Here is a 20,387-nt window from a genome sequence, read left to right as displayed (position 1 = left end):
TATTTATCTTGTAATAACTCATCAGCTCACCGTAGGTTAAATTTCCTCAAAATATACATCGTAGTCAGCGTAAACTTTTTGAGTTATTGTATCATAGTACATTGCACTACCTTTAATCGTTTCGACTATTTTATACCATTCAAATTTTATGTTGTAATCACTTAATAGTTTTTCAGTCAGCTCATATACATCTAAAGATAGTGATTCACTGGAATACAAAATCCATTCCAAAAAATCTATTAGGGATACATTTTCACTACCTCGTCTGAAAAGTTTGTTTTTTCCCATCCGGCGATAGGTAAAATGTTCCTTATCTTCTGAAAGTAGTGATGCATAAAACCATTCGTCAAAGCCAAGCTCATCGAAGGCATGAGTAAAACCTTTTTTTTGCAGGGAATATACAGTAAAATATTGTGAATCAACTGCTTGATATGCTTTATGACAATAATCTAGTATGGATTCCTTTTCTACACCAGCACGATTTAGCCGGCGAAAATGGACATACTTTAATGGTGCATATTCGAAAATTTCATACGCCGCTTTTAGCTTATAAACCTCCGACATATACGCTATCGAGTTTAGTACATCTTTAGGAAAGGACTGCGCATCTACGATATCCTCTGTAGTAAGAATCGCACGAAAGTACTCTGTTGCGGATGGATACTGGTCTTTAATTGCATAGTTCGTATAAACCCGAAATCCAAGTGCCTTTAGTGTGTATGGATTCAGCAGTTTGGGATCGGCCTGAGGGAATTGGCGCACATACAGCTTTCGAATATCGGACAAGAGATAGAATTCTCTGGACAGTAGTTGCTTCATTTTGGAAGCCATTATGTCAGAGAACATCGGCACGTCTATTTTGTAAATACCAGAATAAAAATACTGGTCGAAGTTTTTCATATAGTTGGCCAGCAATGTTTGAGACAATACGCCGTAAGCGTGTTCATAGGCTGCAGCAAGATCTGTATTTCTAATGGGAGCGAGAGCCAACAACATATCCATCACCTGGGTATCTCTGTCTGCTACCCCGAACTCTATGTTAGGCATTCGCTTAAAGTGTATTTGTGGGTAATCGTCACTTGTGCAGATCTTTTTAAGCAGATTATGCAACTCATATTCATCCTGAATGTCGTAATCACTCATCAACTCTGGATATTCTTGAAAGAACTTGCGTGTTGAGAACTCTACATTCTTATAATCGCTCAAATTAAGGCCGCTGAGCAGATCTGAGTAATCATACGCATCAATATTGTAGTAGCGAAGTTTTTGTCCATATTTCCACAGAACATGGTTGCTTGCTGCTAATTTGTTGGAATATCCTCGATCCATTACCGAAAACTTAGGATTATCCTGTAGATTTAAATCTTCTAGAAGCATCTTATATAATTGCGAAAATTCTTCAAAGGTAAGACCTTCAACACCCGCTGTGCGCAATATGTATTCACCAAGCTCGGAGCGGCTACAAAGAACTCGCTCGCTACCAAGAACCACGTGATTTTTATAAATTATTCGTTCTGCCGCCTTTTTAAAGTAATCGGGAAAATCAAAATCCATCGCCAAATCATCTATGGGATATTCCCCTTTTCTATAAGCAATAGAAAGGTAATTATATGTAATCTCGGATTCCTTGAATCCTAAAAGAAAATCTTTTTTTGCTATGTCATATTTCTGAAAAACAAGCGCATATAGATCCTCACTCAGAGGGGGCGCCTTACGGATACACTTTGCTTCAATTTGCCGTATACGTTCTCTCGTAAGATTTAGTTTATTGCCAATATCTTCCAACGTCTGCCCGTATAGTCGTCCAGTTAAAACAGCACAATCTTGCGATTTTGGCAAGTATGTAGCATATTCAAGAGCCGTTAGATATTTCCGCTTATACATCTGAGCGTGTAAGCAGAGTAAATTACCGTCCTGTATCAGTTCTGATATCAGGCTATCCACTAATACTTCATTCTGCAAAAATGAAGGTAAGGATCTCACCAGATTAAACTTATCTAGTCCATAAGGGTTGGATTCAAATTTCTTCAAAAAAGTTTCTTTGATTGCACCTCTCAAAAGGGGCAACCCATAGAGCTCTGAAATCAGCTGCTCATCGACCTCCGCAGTTGAAAACGTTGAAAAAAAACTACCATTATAATTCTCAACCAACGGAAGAATGTCCTCATATAGTTGGCCTGCATGAACGCCTATTGTCTTAACAACTTCCTGTACGATGTAAAGGCAAAACTCATCAGTTCCGGAAACTGAATCTTCATTGTGGGAGCTCTGAGCAGCAGGCGCTGGTTGTAGAACAAGTAGATTTATGGCTTCAATTATTTCTTCCAGGCTCTTTGCGCCCATTTTTGGGATTCCAAATAAGTCAGCCTCGGTCTTATCCAACAACTTGGAAATATAGTCAATCCCTGCTCCGTTTAAGCAATTGAATGATCTCTTTGATAGCCCAATGTCCTCTATAGGCAAGTCTCGATATGTTAGGCCGTCCTTTCCAATGAACCACGCAACCAAATCGCCCTCTGCCTTTTGGTCTGCACTGCAATTCAAAGGATCAATCTCGTTAATTTTTATCTGCTTAATCACTTCTGTAATTTCTGATACAGATTTAGCCCCCATGTTTTTCAGACTCGGGAAGTTTTCTATTGGGAAATCCAGTAGATCGCCTACACCATCGATGCCTGCTCTACGAAGGGCATTATACGCTCTTGCAGAAAAGTCTAACTTTTCTATTGGATCTAATCGAGTCAAGTACTTCACTACATTTCCCTCGTTTCGCTAAAAAATCGCATAAATGATTACGGCTCTACACCAAAGTTAGTGCTTGATACTTTTCAATATTCACTGTTACATATCGTTACGCTGAGCATTGCTTTCGAGCAAAAGTCCCTTAATATATAGATCTCGATAGCGGGTGATATAGTATCGACACTGAAAGATTTCTATACGATTGTCTCCGCGTTTCACTGTAGCATTGGGTGGTTAAAAGTATTTCTTCAATTGTTAAAATTGTATTTTCATTGTTACACCCTGATGTTGAGAAGTATACCTGGGCTGTTGTCTTTCTTTTCCTCTATGTAAAGGCAGTATTTCCTTCTATTCTCTTGAATTTCAGCATTTAATATCAAGAATTATCAAACACAATATAACACAAACCCCAAAAATTAGACAATGCCTTGATTACGAATCTAATAACAAGTTGAACCTAAACGAATAGAGCTCTACCTGAAAATAATCTTTCACCCAAAAACTGCTGGAGCTACCACAAGAAAAAAGCAGCCATCACAGAAGATACTCTGCGACAACTGCTTTCTACTGAATGTTGTGGATTTAACATATGGAGCCGAGAGGAGTCGAACCCCTGTCCGAAGATAACGGCACATAAGCTTCTACGTAGTTACAGTTTTGATGTCATCCTAGATGCCCCCCGCAGGCAAGATACTTCTTGGTGGATGCAGTCGGTAAGCAGGAAGAACACCGCCTATGATGTCGCGAAAGAAAGGGAGCATCCGCTAATAGGATGCTCCCACATTTTTCACTTCCTCAAAGCATTGATCTCCTGCTCTGTTAATCCAGTCGCCTTTGTAATAGTCTTTATGTCTATATTCATAGCAAGCATATTTTTGGCTACTTTCTTTACACCTGCCATTTTGGCACATCCCAAAATGGAAGCTTCGTCATGCAAGTACTTCTGTCTGGCCACATACAACCGTCTGGCTTCTGAATCTTGACTCAAATATTGCAGAGTATCCATTGCCTTTTCCAATCCCGGCTCATTCATCTTCAGCACCTCCCAGTGTGATGTATCGGCACCCTTTAAGAACAACAGCCAATTGATCAGTCCACCCTCAGACGGAACGCTATGCTCATCTAACTTCGGCAACTCCAGGAAATGCACCTCAATATCGTCAATTAAGGATATCCCCGTCCGGTCTTCCCGCAGATGAAATACGTTATGATATTGCTCATTCTTCAAGAACGAATAGTTTAAAATGTTAATCGTCACACATTTCTTCAGCTCCGGATATTTGTCTCCCTCGCTGAGTTGACTCGCATATCGTTTGCTCCAATAAAAGAGCGTCCGTTTCTCGATGTCGTACTTATTAAACAACTGCATCTCTATATCAATCAGCTTGCCTTCAGAAGTCTTGGCGTAAACATCGAAGATGGACTGTTTGTCAAGTGGATCATCTTTATCCGTATAAGGATTCATCAGGATGATCTCAGTCAACGGCGGCTCGCCAGTTTCGGTGAAAATGCGGTTAAGAAACGCCAGCAGCACATCCTTGTTATTCTCGCTGCCAAATATCCGTTTGAATACAAAATCTACACATGGGTCAAGCAAATCCATCGGCATCAGCTCCATTCATTATAATTATAGCATTTTCCGAAGGTTTTGATCCCAACAAAGATGCGTAGAACACCTCAGATTGAATCATGTTGTCGTTTTGAAGCATTGCTGCAAAAACGTCTACAGTATGAGTAATTGAAGAACTGAAAAGCTTTGAGAGCTTTAGAGAAGTAGTTTAAAGAATCGAAGTACAGATGGTTTGGTGTGGAAGGCGGAAACATACACCGAAGGGGTTTTTACTATGTCGAAAAATAAATGCTATAGGACAAATGTAGTAGAATTCTCCCTTATACTGTTGTAAAATATTTCTATCAGATTTTGAGGAGTGTGCTTATGAGAGTCATTGACGGCTATACTATCAAAGCTCCATTGGGACAAGGAACATTTGGGCAGACCTGGCTGGTCGAAAAAGACGGTCAAGAATATGCCTTGAAATTATTTAAGAATGAAATGATACGGTCTGACTATGACCTTAAAAGAATAAATCGAGAAATCTTGTCTTTGAAGGCTGTAAATCACCCTAATGTAGTTAAGTATGTTGATGATGGGGTTCATTCTGAAGGCTTTGAAAATTATCACTTTTTAGTAATGGAGTACGCGGACGGAGAACCATTAAGAAAATTTATCGAGCGAAGTGGGAGACTTTCCGTTGCCCAAACTCAACGTATTGGGCTTCAAATATTGGAAGGCTTAAATGAGATTCATAAAGCGGGATATTACCATCGTGACTTAAAGCCGGATAACATCTTTATAACACGTCTGGGGGATGTTTTAATACTGGATTTTGGCCTCGTGAAGATTCTTGATGCAAGTACATTAACGGCAACTGGAGTTCCTATGGGGACATATGCTTATATGCCACCCGAACAGCTTCAGGATAGCAAGAATATTGACCATAGAGCGGATTTGTATAGTCTTGGAGCAATTATGTTTCATATGATTACGGGTCGTTTGCCTTTAGAAATACATAGTCTTGTCGAAGCTCCGTATAAAATAATTCATGAGGTACCACCGTTTGCGAGTAGTTTGAATCCCGCAACACCCAATAAACTTGATAACATTATTGGTACACTCCTTGAAAAGCAGCAGCATCGCCGTAAATATACTATTGATTCACTCTTTATCGAACTAAAGAGTCTCGATGATCGAACAATACCTATCCCTGCCGACCTCACCTTGCGTTTTATTCCTAGACTGTTGCACAACGAAAGATCAATTATTGAAAAATATAGTGAGACTAATAACTTGGACGGAATCATATTCCCTGCTAATTTCCTTCCGAAATATTCCAAAGTCTATGAGCACGTCCGTGATAATGGGAAGTTCACAATGATTGATCCGGTAGTGTACAGACTAGCGTATTCCAAATTCAGTAATGTGCAATCTCTCGTTAATCTTCCTTATGCGTTATCTTCGTTTAATAAAGAAACGCCTGTAGATTTTACAAACTTATCTCAACTACAAGACAGAGCGATTTCTGTGATGGACTGGCAACTAAAAAACAATCCAAGTGTACTTGTGGCTCCCTTCCATTTTCTCGCAAATACACAGGACCCCTGGTTGGATATTGATATTAAAATATTTAATGAGTGTCGAAAATATCTTAGCGACATCAATGAAAGCCGTCCGCTTTATGCAGGAATTTCTGTTCAAATTGAAAGTATGACCGATGACATTAGCCCTATTCGACTGGTTAATCATTATACCCGTATTCAGGCAGAAGGCTATATGTTAATGTTCGATGCTAAATTAGATACCTTTAATAAGGCACATTATTACGCTTTTGGCAGAATCATAAGTATGCTAGGGGATATGGGCAAGCCAATTGTTCTGTCCCGTATTAATGATTTTGGTCTTGGTCTTATGTCTCTTGGTGCTACTGGCCTTTCTTCAGGGATCGGTTTTATTGAGGACTTCCACGAATCTATTCTTATTGAAGAAGGTGGCGGATTTCACCTTCAGCCTAAGTACTATATACCCCAGCTCCTCACATCTTACAGTGAGAAGATATTAAAAGATATTTTCGAACCAGCATTAGGTAAAGAACTGGCCTGTAAATGTCCATACTGTAATGGTAGCGTTGATATAAAGTTTCTATCGAAACCGGAAGTGTCCAAGGGCCATTATCTCTGGCAAAAACAAAAGCAAGTAGCTACTCTTAATGAAATGGCCAATCCTGAACGTTTACGTTGGTTTGAACAACAAGTGGGCTCTGCGATCTCATTGGCTAAACAGTTAAAAAAGGCAACAGGTAATAGAAATATTGTTTGCGATCACTTTCAGTATTGGATTGAAGCGATTAAGCAGATCGAACAAGAAAGAACAACTGCTTTGTCTACTGTATCTCCTTAAAATGTGGTCACGCTCTGGTCACGAACTCAAAATAATAACCAGAAACGACAGGTCACAACCAAATGTAAAAAAGCCGAAAACCCTTGATAAACAAGGACCTACGGCTATGTTGGGATACAGTAGTTTACAGGCCTGTCAATCTTGACAGGGTAGGGGTCATGGGTTCGAACCCCATCCGTCCTATATCGAAAAGCCTTGAACTTCAAGGCTTTTTTTGTTTTCTATTCACTTATCATTCTATTAAAAACCCCTGTGATACGAATTTGATACGAATCGCGATTACTCTTCGTATCAGTTCATGTGATCCTCTGGGAAAATATCATCGCTTCTACCCTCCAACCAATTCCTAAATTCCGCTTTACTGATATATAATTCCCTTCCCACTTTTGCAACATGAAATACGTGGAAGCCTGTTTACAATCCTTTCAATTCTATCGCTGTCCATGCCATCTTCACGCTCATGGAATCTGAGCCAAAAGAGAAAGAAGCCGCTACTGAAAGCAGCAGCAATATTCCTAGGAGTAAAAACAGACCGAAATACGATTTCCCTCTTAAATTAGGGATAACAGCTGTTTTATCATCTAGCTTTCTATTTTTTTCATATGTTCACACTAGCTTCTCAACTACAAAATCTAGCTGCTTATCAAAAGATTAGTTATCGGAATAATACGAAAAATCAATATATAGCCTTGCAGCTTGTCTCCAGGCTCCATCACAGCATGTCGAATATCCAGCACTTTAACGGCTGCATAATTCCATGCGGCAATATGATCTTCCAACTTCATCTTACATTTCACTCCGATCCGTTACACAATCTATTTAAGTTAATTACATCTCAAACATTGATAATGATTATCAATTATATTTGGAACCCTTTATCTCTCCTTATGGGGCATCATGCCTATGATTCCTTATATAAACGTTACTTGAACTAAACAGGAACAATCTCTCAATATTGCATCTCCTATAATTTAGCATTAATATAAAATAATGAGACTTACTGAAAATCGTTAATGAGTATTGTTTTGAGGATTATTGCATTTTCGCAAACTCACTAAGGAGTAGGAGTGTTTTTTATATGTTATAGGGGAAAACGAATATTAGGACCAATGACTGAAGCTGATGCTCTACGTGAATGGTTTACTCTTTCCGGTACAGTGAAAGACATTTATATTATTGAGGTTGATGAGAACAATAAAGTAAGGCGCCAGATCGGACCCACAAAGAAGAAAAAGAAATAAGCATAGCCTGTAGCAACCTACTATAACTTGATTGAAAAAGAAATAAAACGTAAAAAAGCCCCACCGACCTTTATAGGTTGATGGGGTATTTTATAAAAATGGAAATTTAGTAAGCGAGAATATTAAGAGTACCATCCCAACAATCGAAGACAGAGCAGCCATTTTATCTTTAGTTTTAAAATAGGTAGCTCCTCCATTAAAAATCAGAGCTCCACACATCCCCATCATTGTCCAAGACATGATCACTTGATCCTGACCGCGGAAAAATAGTATTGCCAGAATGATTGTTGCTGCACTAAATAAAATACCGAACAGCCTTAGTGCTTTCAGCAAAAAATCCCCTCCCGAAATTAATGGGCTAATGAATTTGCAGCTTACTCGATATTACAAGAAAAAATGTAGCCAATGGGCCACAAAGCAAAGAAATTAAAAACCAGTTTAATCCACTCCTATTTTTACCTTGTGCTAACCCAGCATTTATTAATGCCAATGTACCCCATCCAACAAAATACCCGTTATCCATAACGCACACGACCTTTCAACATCATTTTATAGGAATACGAATATCCAATATAATGGTTTCATCATAAGCAAATGTTGCAGGGATTTGTTATACATGCTGAGATTTCAACAACTACTTTATTCTTGTGGCAATAAGCTGGATCGTTTCATCAGAGTCTTTTACAAGACATTTCAAAGTAATGCCAAGGACAAGTGAAAATAAAGAGATCATAAAACAAATGACTGTAATCATTGCTCCTCTTAAGTCATTTGTGAAATTATAACGCAAGATTTCTGAGAAGCTGCTAGTAGAAAAGAAAATTATAGTCAAAATAAAAAACAATCCAAAAACACAAAATAAAATGTTTGATATTTTATTAACTCTTTCAAAATAGCTCATGTATTCAACTCCTCTGATCAAGATAATAATCCACCAAGACATAAATGGAACCGGCAATACCAAAAAGGATAATGGCTATACTACTATTCAAATGATATTCCTGTATAAAGCGTTCATCGTATGCCTTGTAAAAGAAAACATATCCCCCGATACCACTCAGAAGCAATATCATTATGCGGGTAATCAAAGGATTTGCAATCATTCGAACAACCCAAGAGAAAGGGAAAATTATAATTGGGTAAAGAACGGCTGAAAAAAGAAATGCTAAGAAAATAAAAACAAACCCTATATTTTGAAACCCATAGTATTCAGTCGTACTGATCTTATTTCCTTCCAAGAGCTCTAATCCAAAAGAGGCCAACGTGAACAGAATCGTCGAAACAAACCATAACATGATATGCTTAACTACACGCAAAGTAATCCCACCAATTTTATGCTTTATATATCAGCCATTTTATTCATAAGTTCTATTGTTAAATCTGCTTCCAATAATCATTTAGCACTTGGTTCTATTGAAGTTAAAAAAGGTTTTTGCCCTATTCTACTATTATAGGAAACAAAGTACTCCTCATTTATATTAATCAACTTAAATATTCCTTTTGGGATTGTGACTGTAGTTTGATCACCGCTCATATTTTGTACTACTATTTCTCTTTTATCTACTGACACTACATTAACAACAGCAGATGTACTTGCCATCAAAAGGTACCATATTATAAATAAAAAAATGATCAAAGGAAGAAATGAGAAGATTTTACGATTATTCATATCTATCACCTCAGAGTAAGGATCATCTAATGGGCATGGTAGTTACCTCCTATCCATTGCCGAACAATTCTTGTATGTATTTTTCCGACATATATTCTCTAAATTCTTTATCTAATAAGTATATTTCATCTTGTTTTATCCACTCGTAGTTAAAAACAGTTCCACAGTCCTCTCCTTCACCCTCTCCAGTGAATCTCCACTTTTCAGGTAATCTTGTTTCTGGAATCAGAAGGTAGTCATGTCTTTCAACATTTGCATCTATATAATCCTTATAATAATATTGTGTTCCTATTTTCTTTACTAATTTAAATTGTTTAAGTCCACTTTCTTCTTGAATTTCCCTGAATAAGGCTTCTTCTTCTGTTTCCCCGGCATCGACATTACCACCTACTAATCTAAAGGGTACTTCTGGTACATTAAGATAAACTAATAAGGTCTTTTCTCCAACTTCATTGTCTTGCAAAATAAATCCGCATACCTTCTTTCTAATCGGTTTCCCTATCTTCATCGTGTCCCCCTATTTAGCTTCTTATAAACGAAAATAAAAAAGTATTTGATCATTGATCAAATACTTGCTCAGTCGTACGGTGTTATGAATATATGCTCCCTTGTGGTCATCTACGTTTACGCCATTCGAACATACCATAAATTTACTTTATTGTATTCTGAAAACCTAAATTAAACAAGAGTAACTCTTTAATTCTCACCGCTGATCAAAAAAGCACTCCGCTTCTGTTTAGCACATTACAATCTATTGTGCATTTTATATAGAGAAGCTTAATAGAAAGGGGTGGATCAGAATGGCAACTCGTCAACCTGATTTGGTATTGATCACTTGGAGCAGAAATCCTTTGGTTCGTGGCTCTGCACGTAGGATTATTTCTGTCCGCATCATTGGAAATGCTGAGCCTTGTCGACCTAGCTTAAGACCCAACGGGCTACTTGACACCGCCTTAGCTTGTTTATTAGATAATGACATTGGTTTTAAAGTTGTGTTTCGTAAAAAAACTTCAAGGATTAGCGGCTATTTGCTGTTACAACGCCATTAATATTTTCAGAGGGCAGCTAAGTTGCTGCTCTTTTTTAACGTTGAATAGAACCTGAATCTTATCGAAATTAGGTGAGTCCATGAACTTACAAGATGTAAAGAAGAGCTATGATTTAATCGTAAGCTTAGGTATGTCTTGTGCTCCTGCTATAAATATGCAAAGAAATAACTTGAGAACATTCTCCATGCCTCTTGACTGGATGATTTCTTATTCATTAACTGATGTAAACAGACTTTATAAGAATAGATTTCAGAATTTCATGGAGTTAACAAATCTGAAAATGCTCGAAGAGACACATTTTTTTCTAGAGGATGGAGTGCCCGCTTATCCTAATGGAAACAAGAAAGCGTTAGTGAAATCGTATTTTATTCAGGATACCTTTTATAACATTATCTCGGTACATGATTTTCCTATCACCTTAGGTAAACATTGGTCTACGACCTATCCATCTTATAAAGCAAAGCTGGATTTACGAATTAAGAGATTTTGGGACAAATTACTAAGCAGTAAAAAAATTCTATTCATTAGATGGTTCGCCACATACGAACAGGCTGTAGAGCTACAAGCGATTTTGTCTGATATATTAAAGCCGAACGAATTCACTGTCCTTATCCTTTATCCCGTTCGTGAATTAACATCAGTACGAGAAATCCATTGGAATATTAATCATATTTGTGTGTTAGAATTTCCTGATGATATGAACGATTATGATAGCTGGGATTATATTTTGAAAGATATACAAGTAACGAGCGATTAATTTATCTCTTATTAAAAAATGACCCTTTCATGGGTCATTAATGTTGACGGCTTCGGTCAATCAAATGATTAATCATTTCTTGCGCAGCAAAAACATATGGATTCAGATATAACCTACTGATACCTACAAATATAGCAATAGGGTTACTGACTCCAAAATCGCTTTGGCTCCAAAGTGATTTTGGATTTGTAAGTTCAGGCTCTACAAGATCATACTTTTCCATCAGCCTTTCCTTTGTGTCACTTTCCATTACAGCTCCGTTTCCTTTTTCCGCAAAGACTGCTCCTGATGAAAAACACGCCATGATCAGAACAAAGGAAATGATGAGTGTTGCTAGTTTCTTTTTACGCATAATACAGCTCCTAATTCTTTCTTTGGTCTACACTAAACTCTAAACCTTGTACCAACTCAAATATTTCTCGGGTAATCGCAGGAAATCTATGTATTCGACATTCTTGATCAGTTCTTGATCATATTCTATAAAAATAATGGGATAAAAAGTATTAAATTCTATAATACACCTTTCTTCATATAAAAACAAAAGCACCCCACAGTTAAAATTAGTAGGGTGCTTTAGAATAATTCTCCGTATTTACAATACCAACATCCCACTAAATATTCTATGGGGTTGGAGTTCCGCCATTGGCATTTAGCGTTTCGCCACTAATATAGCTCGATTCCTGGCTAGCAAGAAATACATACGCCGGAGCCATCTCTGCAGGCTGTCCCGGACGGCCTAGTGGCGTGCTCGCACCGAACTCCTTCAGCACTTCCTCTGGTTGCCCACCCACCACCTGAAGAGGTGTCCATACGGGACCTGGTGCCACTACATTAACTCGAATGCCCTTATCAGCGACTTGCTGAGCGAGAGATTTACTGAATGTATTGATCGCAGCCTTGGTCGTCGCGTAGTCCAATAGGATCGGCGAAGGGTTATAGGCTTGAATGGAAGAAGTGTTGATGATGGTGCTACCCGGTTGCATATGTTTCACTGCCGCTTTACACAGCCAGAACATGGCATACACATTCGTTTTAAAGGTATCGTCAAAATGCTTCGTAGTAAGATCAGCAATATCGGGGACGAATTGCTGTTTGCCCGCTACATTGGCTAAAATATCAATCCCACCCAGCTGCTTGACTGCGGTATCGACGAGCTGTTCACAGTACTCCTCGTCCTTAAGATCACCTGGGATGGCGATTGCGGTTCGTCCTGCTTCCTGCACCAGCTTGAGAACCTGCTTTGCATCCTCTTCTTCCTCCGGCATATAGGATAAGACAACATCTGCGCCTTCACGAGCAAAAGCAATCGCAACAGCTCGGCCTATCCCGCTGTCTGCCCCTGTAACAATCGCTTTTCGTCCAGTCAGACGTCCGGTGCCTTGATAGGTATCTTCACCTGTATCAGGCACGGGATTCATCTTCTTCTGAAGCCCCGGCTCTTGTTGCTGCTGTTGAAATTCAGGTCCTGCCTTGGTGTACTGAGTGGTAGGATCTTGCATCGTATATTGGTTAGACATCGATCAATTCCTCCTTTATTTTTAGAAAACCATTTTTTATTTAACGAACTCTTTTTTTATGTAAACACAACAGTACACCGCTAAACATACCTCATCGATAGCATAGTCCTGAATATTTCCACAAAAAATACCCCAACTACCTGTTAAGGTGGCTAGGGTATCTCATACTCTAAGTATCATTAAACATTTAATGGCCTTAAATTTCCTCTGACCTGTCTTGAACCGACTCATAACGAGTACGTATTTCACGATTTTTAGCGTAGATGTATAAATCTAAAGCCGCTATTCCTCTACGTGCCAATTTTACTAGCAGGACGAAGAAGTAGATTCCCAAGCCAATTGATATCAACCAAATTAAAAAGAACAAAACACCTACCCCCCCTCCGAAAAAAAGACCTGTGTGTTCCATACGATTTATCCGCTCCTTAAGCAATTTTCATTTTTTATCAGTCTATATTGCATAAGCTTAAATAAATATATGGAAACTCACACATGAATCGGGACACCCTCCATACAGTTTCGCGTATACATTACATAAAGGAGTGATAAATCATGGGCTTTTTTATTTTCCTCTTTGTTCTGTTAGCGCTACTTAACATCTTTTTCCCACGATTCGGATGGTACATGAGATACGGATGGATGGTCAAAGGTGACGTTGAGCCGAGTGAGGCTTATTTATTAATGACCCGCGTCAGCAGTATAGTGGCACTTATTGTTCTCTTTTTTATCTGGTCTAGTTTCTGACTTATCCTAACGCTCTTAATACATCCTCAATCTTACGCTGATGCGACAATACGCCGTAATTCATCCAGGCCATGAAATCCACCTCATATACGCTGCCGTTACGTACAGCAGGCAAGTTGCGCCAGAGTTGTGTATCCAGCAGTTCCCGTCCTCCCCCTTCAAGCTGATCAAAGGTAATAAACAAATGATCCGCAGTCAGATTGGCAAGCTCTTCTTTTGTCAGGTTCACCCGATTCTTTCCACGGGTCAACTTCCGAACCAAGCTATGGGGTTGCAAACCCAAATCATGATGAAGCACGCTTCCTGTATACCCCAAATGCTCACATCCATAGAGAGTGATTCCGTAGACTGAGATTCTTAAACAAGCTATGGTCTGACTATGGACGGACCGGGTAAGCAGCTGCTTGGCTTGCTGTGCCTGATGCTCATAATTGTCGATCACTTCCTGGACACGTTCCGTTCTGCCAAAGACTGCTGCTGCGGAATACAATGTGGCACGCCAATCCTCTTGATGAACAGGTAGCTTGAACAACGGAGCGATCCGGCTGCACTCCTCCAGATGCCAACGATGAAAGCCATTATCCAGCAAGATCAATTCGGGCGTATACCGGGAGAGCTCCTGCCAATTACGAGTCGAAATATCTACCTCAGGCACATCGTGGAGAGCCAAGTACTCTTGTTTCCCCCACTCGGCGTGAGAATATTGCGCCACAGGCGTAATATCCAGAGCCAATAGATAATCTTCCAAAAAAGGAGCAAACACCCTCAATCCATCCTGATGGAAGCTTCTGTATTGGCCTGGAGTAACACCCACCGATCTTTTAAAACGCCGATTAAAATAATACTCATTACTATATCCGACGGATACCGCGATATCATGCATACGGTCATTCGTCAGCAGTAGCTGCTGCTGCGCTCTTTCGATACGAAGCCCGTTCAAATGCTCCAAGGGAACCCTCCCTGTCACCTCTTTAAATGTTTGTGTATAACGCGCACGTGTAATACCTGCAACTTCAGCCAACTGATCGACGGTTACGGCTTGGTTATAATGCTCCTCCATATAGTGAATGGAACGCTGTATTGCCTCATTATCACCCGTGACCTGAACGAAAGAGGAATTTGCACGCATGATTAGCAGCAGCAGCTCCTGAAAGCGCGTATGGCCTGCGAACCATTCGATCTCATCTGTGCTTCTACGGCTATGGTAGATAGCCTCTAGCAGTAATTTACATTGTGAAAAGGGTCTAACGCTTAACAAACCAGATCGAAGGATATCCTCTTTAGTCCTTCTTTCTATTTCACTCTGCCTATTTTTCCCGGTTTCGATGATTTCAAAAGTAAGCCGATAAAAGCTAAGCCCCCGCTCCTCGGCATTGATATTGCTTAATAACCCTGGTTCGAACAAGAACCCAGTACCTTTTTCCAGTGGAAACTGCCTCAACTCAGCCTCAACATACCCCTGTCCTTCCGATACAATGAGTAGTGTATGATCCTGAAACACCTCACACTGTCCGCTTCCTGACAGGGATTGGGTTTCTATATTTATCAAGCTATAGAATAGCTTCCTTCTATTGCTGTCTTGCAAATCTTTTGCCATTCTCCCGCCCCCAATTGAGAACCATTTTCATTCAATTCAGTGTAAAACAAAAAAGAAGGTCTATCAAGGGTGCTGATAGACCTTCTTTTTGCTATTCCTTCAAGGCGGCTGCCATTTATTTCACCATAGCTTCCAGCAGGTCATCAAGCTTCATCGAATTGGCCGTGATGGCACCAGTCTGCCAGTGGGAACGTTCCATTCTATAAACATTCCCGTTCTTCACTGCGGGCAGGCTCTTCCACAGCGGCCCATCAAGAATTTGGATCGCTTCCTGATTCCCTTCAGTATCCCAGCCCCCGTTGTCAGGGAATACGATGATATGATCCGCTTCGAGCTGAGGAATAAGCTCTTCGGAAATAATAGATTGATATTCGGTCATTTCTGCAGCCATAGGCACGGGTGTCAGGCCAAATTGAGAATAAATCACACCGATAAAACGGTTTTTAACACCGAACAAAGCAAAGGTCTTATCCGCTACGTTGAGCCGGATCACTGCTACTTTTTCTTGCCCCAGAGCCTGTTGCAGTTTAGCTTTTCCATCTGCCACTTTCTGATCATACTCGGCGAGCACAGCCTCAGCCTTCTCCGGAATACCGAGCGCATCTGCAATCGCTGTAAGCACTTGTCTTGAGTCCTGCAGCGCCGCCTCAGGGAGACGATACGTTGGTGCTATCTTGGAATATTGTTCGTACCTAGTCGCATCCGCGCCTCCGTCCGCAATAATCAAGTCAGGGTCTTTCTCCAACAACGCTTCCAAGCTTCCGGTGATATCAAATTCTGGAACATCGAGATTTAAGTAATCCTGTTTGCCCCAGCTTGGATGATACCACTGAACCACCGGGGTAATCCCCAATGCCTTCAAATAATCTTCAAGGTAAATCCCGGCCACCCGTTTAGGGTTGACTGGAATCTCAACATCTCCGAATTCCCCTGTAATCGTCCGAGTTGCAACCTCTTCCGAAGCATTTCCACTTCCTTCGCTCGGTGTGCTGCTATCTGAGGTTGATTCCTCTGCATTCTCTGTTTTAGCTACATTATCTTTCGTAGTAGTGCTATTCGTTCCGCATGCCGCCAGCGCGGTCAATGCCATAATAAGTACTGCTGACCATAAAAACTTCCGACCCCATCTTACCATTATCCCTTCACTCCAATGCTATATTTTCATTGATTATCATTCTCAATAATCATTATCACAATAGTAGCATGACTTTTATAGCTTTCAATGCACTTTCTCTGCAAAAATCTTATACAAACTATTAACTAGTTTCTTCCCTTCTTCACAAATTTCTTATTATTTACGATTGATTTATACAATGCTTTCGCTTACAATAAACTCATAAACGCGCGTTTATGAAAAGAGGGGAAACATGCGCAGCGAAGATATAGCTAAGTTGGCCGGGGTTTCCCGAAGTACGGTATCCCGCGTAATCAACAATTATTCCAACGTCCCTGAAGAGACCCGGGCCAAAGTGCTGCGGGTGATTGAGCAACATCAGTACGAACCGAACAGCTTTGCAAGGGCTTTAGCCGGTAAGAAGACCGATACGATCGGACTCTTCGCCATCAGTATGAACGAGAAGGAGAATACTACCCGAATTTATCAGAACAATTACTTTGCTCCATTCGTTGATGCCGTAGTCGACACCTCGAATGCCCGCGGATGTTATGTACTGATTCATACGGTTTACTCTCCCGACGATTTCATCAAGGTAAAGCAAGCTTTTCTTCAAAAACGGATTGACGGCGGTATCATTGTCGGCACTCAGAAGGATATTAATATCGTCCGAGAAATGGTAGGGCTCGACTCTCCTCTCGTATTAATTGATTATGATATTTCTGAGATTATGTCGGAGCATCTTGACCGCAATCATCTGGCCATTGTGAACTCCAAAGATTACGAGGGCACCACAGAAGCGATTGAATATTTGATCTCTCTGGGTCATCAAGAGATTGGCATCATCTGTGGGCAAATGAATACGTACTCTGGACGAGAGCGTTATACGGCTTATGAAGATACGCTGAAGAAACATGGCCTGCCTGTAAATGAGAGATTTATTCTGAAAGGTGATTTTCTGAAAGAGACTGCTTACGAAGAGGTTAAGAAGCTCCTTGCTTCTGGAGAACCTTTGCCAACGGCCTTCTTCTCCTCCAACGATGATATGGCTATATCAGCGATGGAAGCGTTCTCCGAACACGGAATCATTGTCCCTGAAGATCTCTCCATGGTTGGATTTGATGACATTCAGCTAGCATCCCGTATTCAGCCTAAGCTGACCTCTGTACGCTTGCCGATCTATGAAATGTCTAAGGCTGCAGTTGAAAAAGTAATCGAGCTGTGCGATTCACAGCAGCCGACGTTTAGCACGATCAGCTTTCCAGCTCGTTTAGTGGAGAGAGATTCCTGTCAACCGCCGAAGAAATAGCTTAAGATCAATCCTTCGCTGAAGAAATCTACATATTTTTCCGTGAAGCTGCTATTTGATTCGGTATCGAAACTACTGCTTTAATTGTCCTGCTTAAAAGCATTGAAAAAACTCCCTTCCCTCGAGGGAATTTTTTCTGAAACTTATAAACGCGCGTTCACAATCGAAAGGAGACTTTCTCACATGAAATTCGGAACCTTTGACGACACTCGAAAAGAGTATGTAATTAACACACCTAAAACCCCTTACCCTTGGATTAACTATCTTGGTAATGAGCAATTTTTCGGACTTATTTCCAATACAGCTGGTGGCTACACCTTCTATAGAGATGCTCGTCTCAGAAGATTGACCCGTTACCGTTATAACAATATCCCACTGGATACCGGCGGCCGCTACTACTATCTTTATGATGATGGTGATTTCTGGACCCCAGGCTGGATGCCAGTAAAACGTGATCTCGACTTCTACGAATGCCGTCACGGTCTTGGCTACACTTCCATTACTGGCGAACGGAACGGAATTTCTGTGAACCAGCTTGCTTTTGTCCCTATGGGTCATAATGCAGAAGTACATCGTCTTGTAGTGAAGAACACGGGCTCCGCTAAAAAATCCGTGAAACTGTTCTCTTTTGCAGAGTTCTGTCTCTGGAATGCACAAGATGATATGACTAACTTCCAACGCAATCTCAGCACCGGTGAGGTTGAAGTGAAGGATTCCGTTATCTATCACAAAACTGAATATCGTGAGCGCAGAAATCACTATGCTTTCTACTCCGTAAATAAAGAAATCGCTGGTTTCGATACTGATCGTGAAGCTTTCGTAGGGATGTACAACGGTCTGGAAAGCCCACAAGCTGTAGTTGCAGGCGAACCTACTAACTCCGTAGCTAGCGGTTGGTCCCCTATCGGATCACACGCACTTAACATTACGCTTGAACCAGGTGAAGAACAAAGCTTCATCTTTGTACTCGGCTACATCGAGAACCATGAAGAAGATAAATGGGAATCCTTGAATGTAATCAACAAAAAACCAGCAGAAGCTATGATCGCACAATTTGCTACAGATGCTCAAGTAGATGCTGCACTCGCTGCACTTGCTGCTCACTGGGATAACCTGCTGTCTAAATATCAAATCCAAAGCGGCGACGAGAAACTGGATCGCATGGTTAACATCTGGAATCCATATCAATGTATGGTTACCTTCAACATGTCCCGTTCTGCTTCCTACTTTGAATCCGGTATTGGCCGTGGTATGGGCTTCCGTGATTCTAACCAAGACTTGCTCGGATTTGTTCATCAAATTCCTGAACGTGCTAAAGAACGTATTCTCGATATCGCGGCTACACAATTTGAAGATGGCAGTGCCTATCACCAATACCAACCACTCACTAAAAAAGGTAACAACGAAGTCGGCACCGGCTTTAACGATGATCCGCTTTGGTTGATCCTAGGAACGGCTGCTTACATTAAAGAAACTGGCGATACCTCGATTCTTGATGAGCAGGTTCCTTTTGACAGCGATCCGAATAACACCGCTACGCTGTTCGAGCACTTGAAACGTTCCTTTGAGCATGTGACTAATAATCTCGGACCTCACGGTTTGCCACTGATCGGGCGCGCAGACTGGAATGACTGCTTGAACCTCAACTGCTTCTCTACTGAGCCGGGTGAATCTTTCCAAACTACTGCCAACATCGAAGGTCGCGTTGCGGAATCTGTATTTATCGCGGGTCTGTTCGTCTTCGTTGGACCGGACTATGCTGAAATCTGCCGGATGCGCGGACTTAACGATGTAGCTGTGGATGCAGAAGCTAAGATTGACAACATGAAAGAAATCACATTGACGCACGGCTTCGATGGCGATTGGTTCCTGCGTGCTTATGATCACTATGGCGACAAGGTCGGTTCCAAAGAAAATGAAGAAGGTAAAATCTTCATCGAACCACAAGGGATCTGCGTAATGGCCGGTATCGGTGTGGAAAATGGTCAAGCTGAAAAAGCTCTATCATCCGTACAAGAGCATTTGGATACTAAATACGGTATCGTATTGCAACAGCCACCGTATTCCAAGTACTATCTGAACCTGGGTGAAATTTCTACGTACCCTCCGGGCTACAAAGAAAATGCCGGTATTTTCTGCCATAATAACCCTTGGATCATGATCGCTGAAACTGTACTTGGACATGGCGACAGAGCGTTTGAAATTTACGCAAAAATTGCTCCTGCTTACCTGGAGGATATCAGCGAAATTCACCGCACAGAGCCTTATGTCTACTCCCAAATGATCGCAGGTAAAGATGCCGTTCGTCACGGGGAAGCTAAAAACTCCTGGTTGACTGGTACTGCTGCATGGAACTATGTAGCCATCACTCAATCGATCCTTGGTATCCAAGCGGATTTCAATGGTCTGAAGATCGATCCTTGTATTCCTACTGAATGGGATAGCTTTGAAATCACACGTGTCTTCCGTGGAGATACTTATGTGATTCAAATCAAAAACTCAAACCATGTATCCAAAGGTGTAGTTAGTCTTACCCTGGATGGCACAGCTGTAGAAGGTAACATCATTGCTCCAGTTGGAGACGGTGCTGTACACCAAGTAGTTGTAGAACTGGGTTAAAAAAATCCGCTCAACCGTTCACTTGAACGATTGGGCGGATCTATAATTAACGCTGGATGACTCCTGAACTCTTC

At 40.8% G+C, this 20,387-nt stretch carries 18 protein-coding genes; 7 read left to right on the top strand and 11 right to left on the bottom strand.

Annotated elements, in window-relative coordinates; genetic code table 11:
* Positions 1–36: 36 nt before the first annotated feature.
* Positions 37–2,754: a DNA-directed RNA polymerase subunit alpha C-terminal domain-containing protein gene (locus MKY19_RS11520; RefSeq protein WP_339802885.1), complete on the bottom strand. Its 2,718-nt coding sequence runs from the start codon at positions 2,752–2,754 to the stop codon at positions 37–39.
* Between the two features lie 775 nt (positions 2,755–3,529).
* Positions 3,530–4,360 (bottom strand): Rpn family recombination-promoting nuclease/putative transposase, encoded by an 831-nt coding sequence (locus MKY19_RS11515; RefSeq protein WP_339802882.1) that lies wholly within the window; start codon positions 4,358–4,360, stop codon positions 3,530–3,532.
* A gap of 318 nt (positions 4,361–4,678) precedes the next feature.
* On the opposite strand from MKY19_RS11515, the gene MKY19_RS11510 reads away from it, so the two are divergent.
* Positions 4,679–6,697, top strand: coding sequence for a serine/threonine-protein kinase (locus MKY19_RS11510; protein ID WP_339802879.1), 2,019 nt, complete (start codon positions 4,679–4,681; stop codon positions 6,695–6,697).
* Between the two features lie 632 nt (positions 6,698–7,329).
* On the opposite strand, the gene MKY19_RS11505 is transcribed toward MKY19_RS11510, so the two are convergent.
* Entirely contained in the window at positions 7,330–7,482 is a 153-nt protein-coding gene (locus MKY19_RS11505; RefSeq protein ID WP_339802876.1) for a hypothetical protein, read from the bottom strand.
* Between the two features lie 324 nt (positions 7,483–7,806).
* On the opposite strand from MKY19_RS11505, the gene MKY19_RS11500 reads away from it, so the two are divergent.
* Positions 7,807–7,938, top strand: a complete 132-nt coding sequence (locus MKY19_RS11500; RefSeq protein WP_339802872.1) for a hypothetical protein — start codon at positions 7,807–7,809, stop codon at positions 7,936–7,938.
* A 90-nt stretch (positions 7,939–8,028) separates the two neighbouring features.
* On the opposite strand, the gene MKY19_RS11495 is transcribed toward MKY19_RS11500, so the two are convergent.
* From MKY19_RS11495 to MKY19_RS11480, 4 genes are all read right to left on the bottom strand, one after another.
* The gene (locus tag MKY19_RS11495; RefSeq protein ID WP_339802869.1) at positions 8,029–8,271 is read right to left on the bottom strand and encodes a hypothetical protein; all 243 of its coding nucleotides are present in this window, start codon (positions 8,269–8,271) and stop codon (positions 8,029–8,031) included.
* A gap of 301 nt (positions 8,272–8,572) precedes the next feature.
* Positions 8,573–8,839 (bottom strand): hypothetical protein, encoded by a 267-nt coding sequence (locus MKY19_RS11490; protein ID WP_149644141.1) that lies wholly within the window; start codon positions 8,837–8,839, stop codon positions 8,573–8,575.
* A 492-nt stretch (positions 8,840–9,331) separates the two neighbouring features.
* On the bottom strand, positions 9,332–9,607 hold the full coding sequence (locus tag MKY19_RS11485) for a hypothetical protein (RefSeq protein WP_143763994.1): 276 nt from the start codon (positions 9,605–9,607) through the stop codon (positions 9,332–9,334).
* Positions 9,608–9,656: 49 nt separating this feature from the next.
* Positions 9,657–10,115: an NUDIX domain-containing protein gene (locus MKY19_RS11480; protein WP_339802865.1), complete on the bottom strand. Its 459-nt coding sequence runs from the start codon at positions 10,113–10,115 to the stop codon at positions 9,657–9,659.
* A 292-nt stretch (positions 10,116–10,407) separates the two neighbouring features.
* Between MKY19_RS11480 and MKY19_RS11475 the strand changes: the two genes are divergently transcribed.
* Both MKY19_RS11475 and MKY19_RS11470 read left to right on the top strand, forming a co-directional pair.
* Positions 10,408–10,656: a hypothetical protein gene (locus MKY19_RS11475; RefSeq protein WP_076299475.1), complete on the top strand. Its 249-nt coding sequence runs from the start codon at positions 10,408–10,410 to the stop codon at positions 10,654–10,656.
* A gap of 79 nt (positions 10,657–10,735) precedes the next feature.
* Entirely contained in the window at positions 10,736–11,413 is a 678-nt protein-coding gene (locus MKY19_RS11470) for a DUF1796 family putative cysteine peptidase (RefSeq protein WP_339802862.1), read from the top strand.
* 37 nt (positions 11,414–11,450) lie between these two features.
* Here MKY19_RS11470 and MKY19_RS11465 read toward each other — a convergent pair whose 3' ends face one another.
* Both MKY19_RS11465 and MKY19_RS11460 read right to left on the bottom strand, forming a co-directional pair.
* Entirely contained in the window at positions 11,451–11,765 is a 315-nt protein-coding gene (locus tag MKY19_RS11465) for a hypothetical protein (RefSeq protein ID WP_339802859.1), read from the bottom strand.
* Between the two features lie 268 nt (positions 11,766–12,033).
* On the bottom strand, positions 12,034–12,930 hold the full coding sequence (locus tag MKY19_RS11460) for an SDR family oxidoreductase (protein WP_042187274.1): 897 nt from the start codon (positions 12,928–12,930) through the stop codon (positions 12,034–12,036).
* A 552-nt stretch (positions 12,931–13,482) separates the two neighbouring features.
* On the opposite strand from MKY19_RS11460, the gene MKY19_RS11455 reads away from it, so the two are divergent.
* Positions 13,483–13,674, top strand: a complete 192-nt coding sequence (locus MKY19_RS11455) for a DUF6199 family natural product biosynthesis protein (RefSeq protein ID WP_042187270.1) — start codon at positions 13,483–13,485, stop codon at positions 13,672–13,674.
* Position 13,675: 1 nt separating this feature from the next.
* Here MKY19_RS11455 and MKY19_RS11450 read toward each other — a convergent pair whose 3' ends face one another.
* Positions 13,676–15,271 carry a helix-turn-helix domain-containing protein gene (locus tag MKY19_RS11450; protein WP_339802857.1) on the bottom strand — a complete coding sequence of 532 codons (1,596 nt, stop codon included), beginning with the start codon at positions 15,269–15,271 and terminating at the stop codon, positions 13,676–13,678.
* 115 nt (positions 15,272–15,386) lie between these two features.
* Positions 15,387–16,406: an ABC transporter substrate-binding protein gene (locus MKY19_RS11445; protein WP_339802854.1), complete on the bottom strand. Its 1,020-nt coding sequence runs from the start codon at positions 16,404–16,406 to the stop codon at positions 15,387–15,389.
* A gap of 232 nt (positions 16,407–16,638) precedes the next feature.
* Here MKY19_RS11445 and MKY19_RS11440 point away from each other — a divergent pair, with 232 nt between their 5' ends.
* Complete coding sequence (locus tag MKY19_RS11440; RefSeq protein ID WP_042187264.1) at positions 16,639–17,694, top strand: LacI family DNA-binding transcriptional regulator; 1,056 nt, start codon at positions 16,639–16,641, stop codon at positions 17,692–17,694.
* Positions 17,695–17,877: 183 nt separating this feature from the next.
* On the top strand, positions 17,878–20,313 hold the full coding sequence (locus MKY19_RS11435; RefSeq protein ID WP_339802851.1) for a glycosyl transferase: 2,436 nt from the start codon (positions 17,878–17,880) through the stop codon (positions 20,311–20,313).
* Positions 20,314–20,387: the final 74 nt, after the last annotated feature.

Source organism: Paenibacillus sp. FSL R5-0744, assembly GCF_037972555.1.
Lineage (GTDB): Bacteria > Bacillota > Bacilli > Paenibacillales > Paenibacillaceae > Paenibacillus_AQ.
The sequence above is the reverse complement of the archived record's forward strand: the minus strand, read 5'-3'. Positions and strand labels throughout refer to the sequence as shown.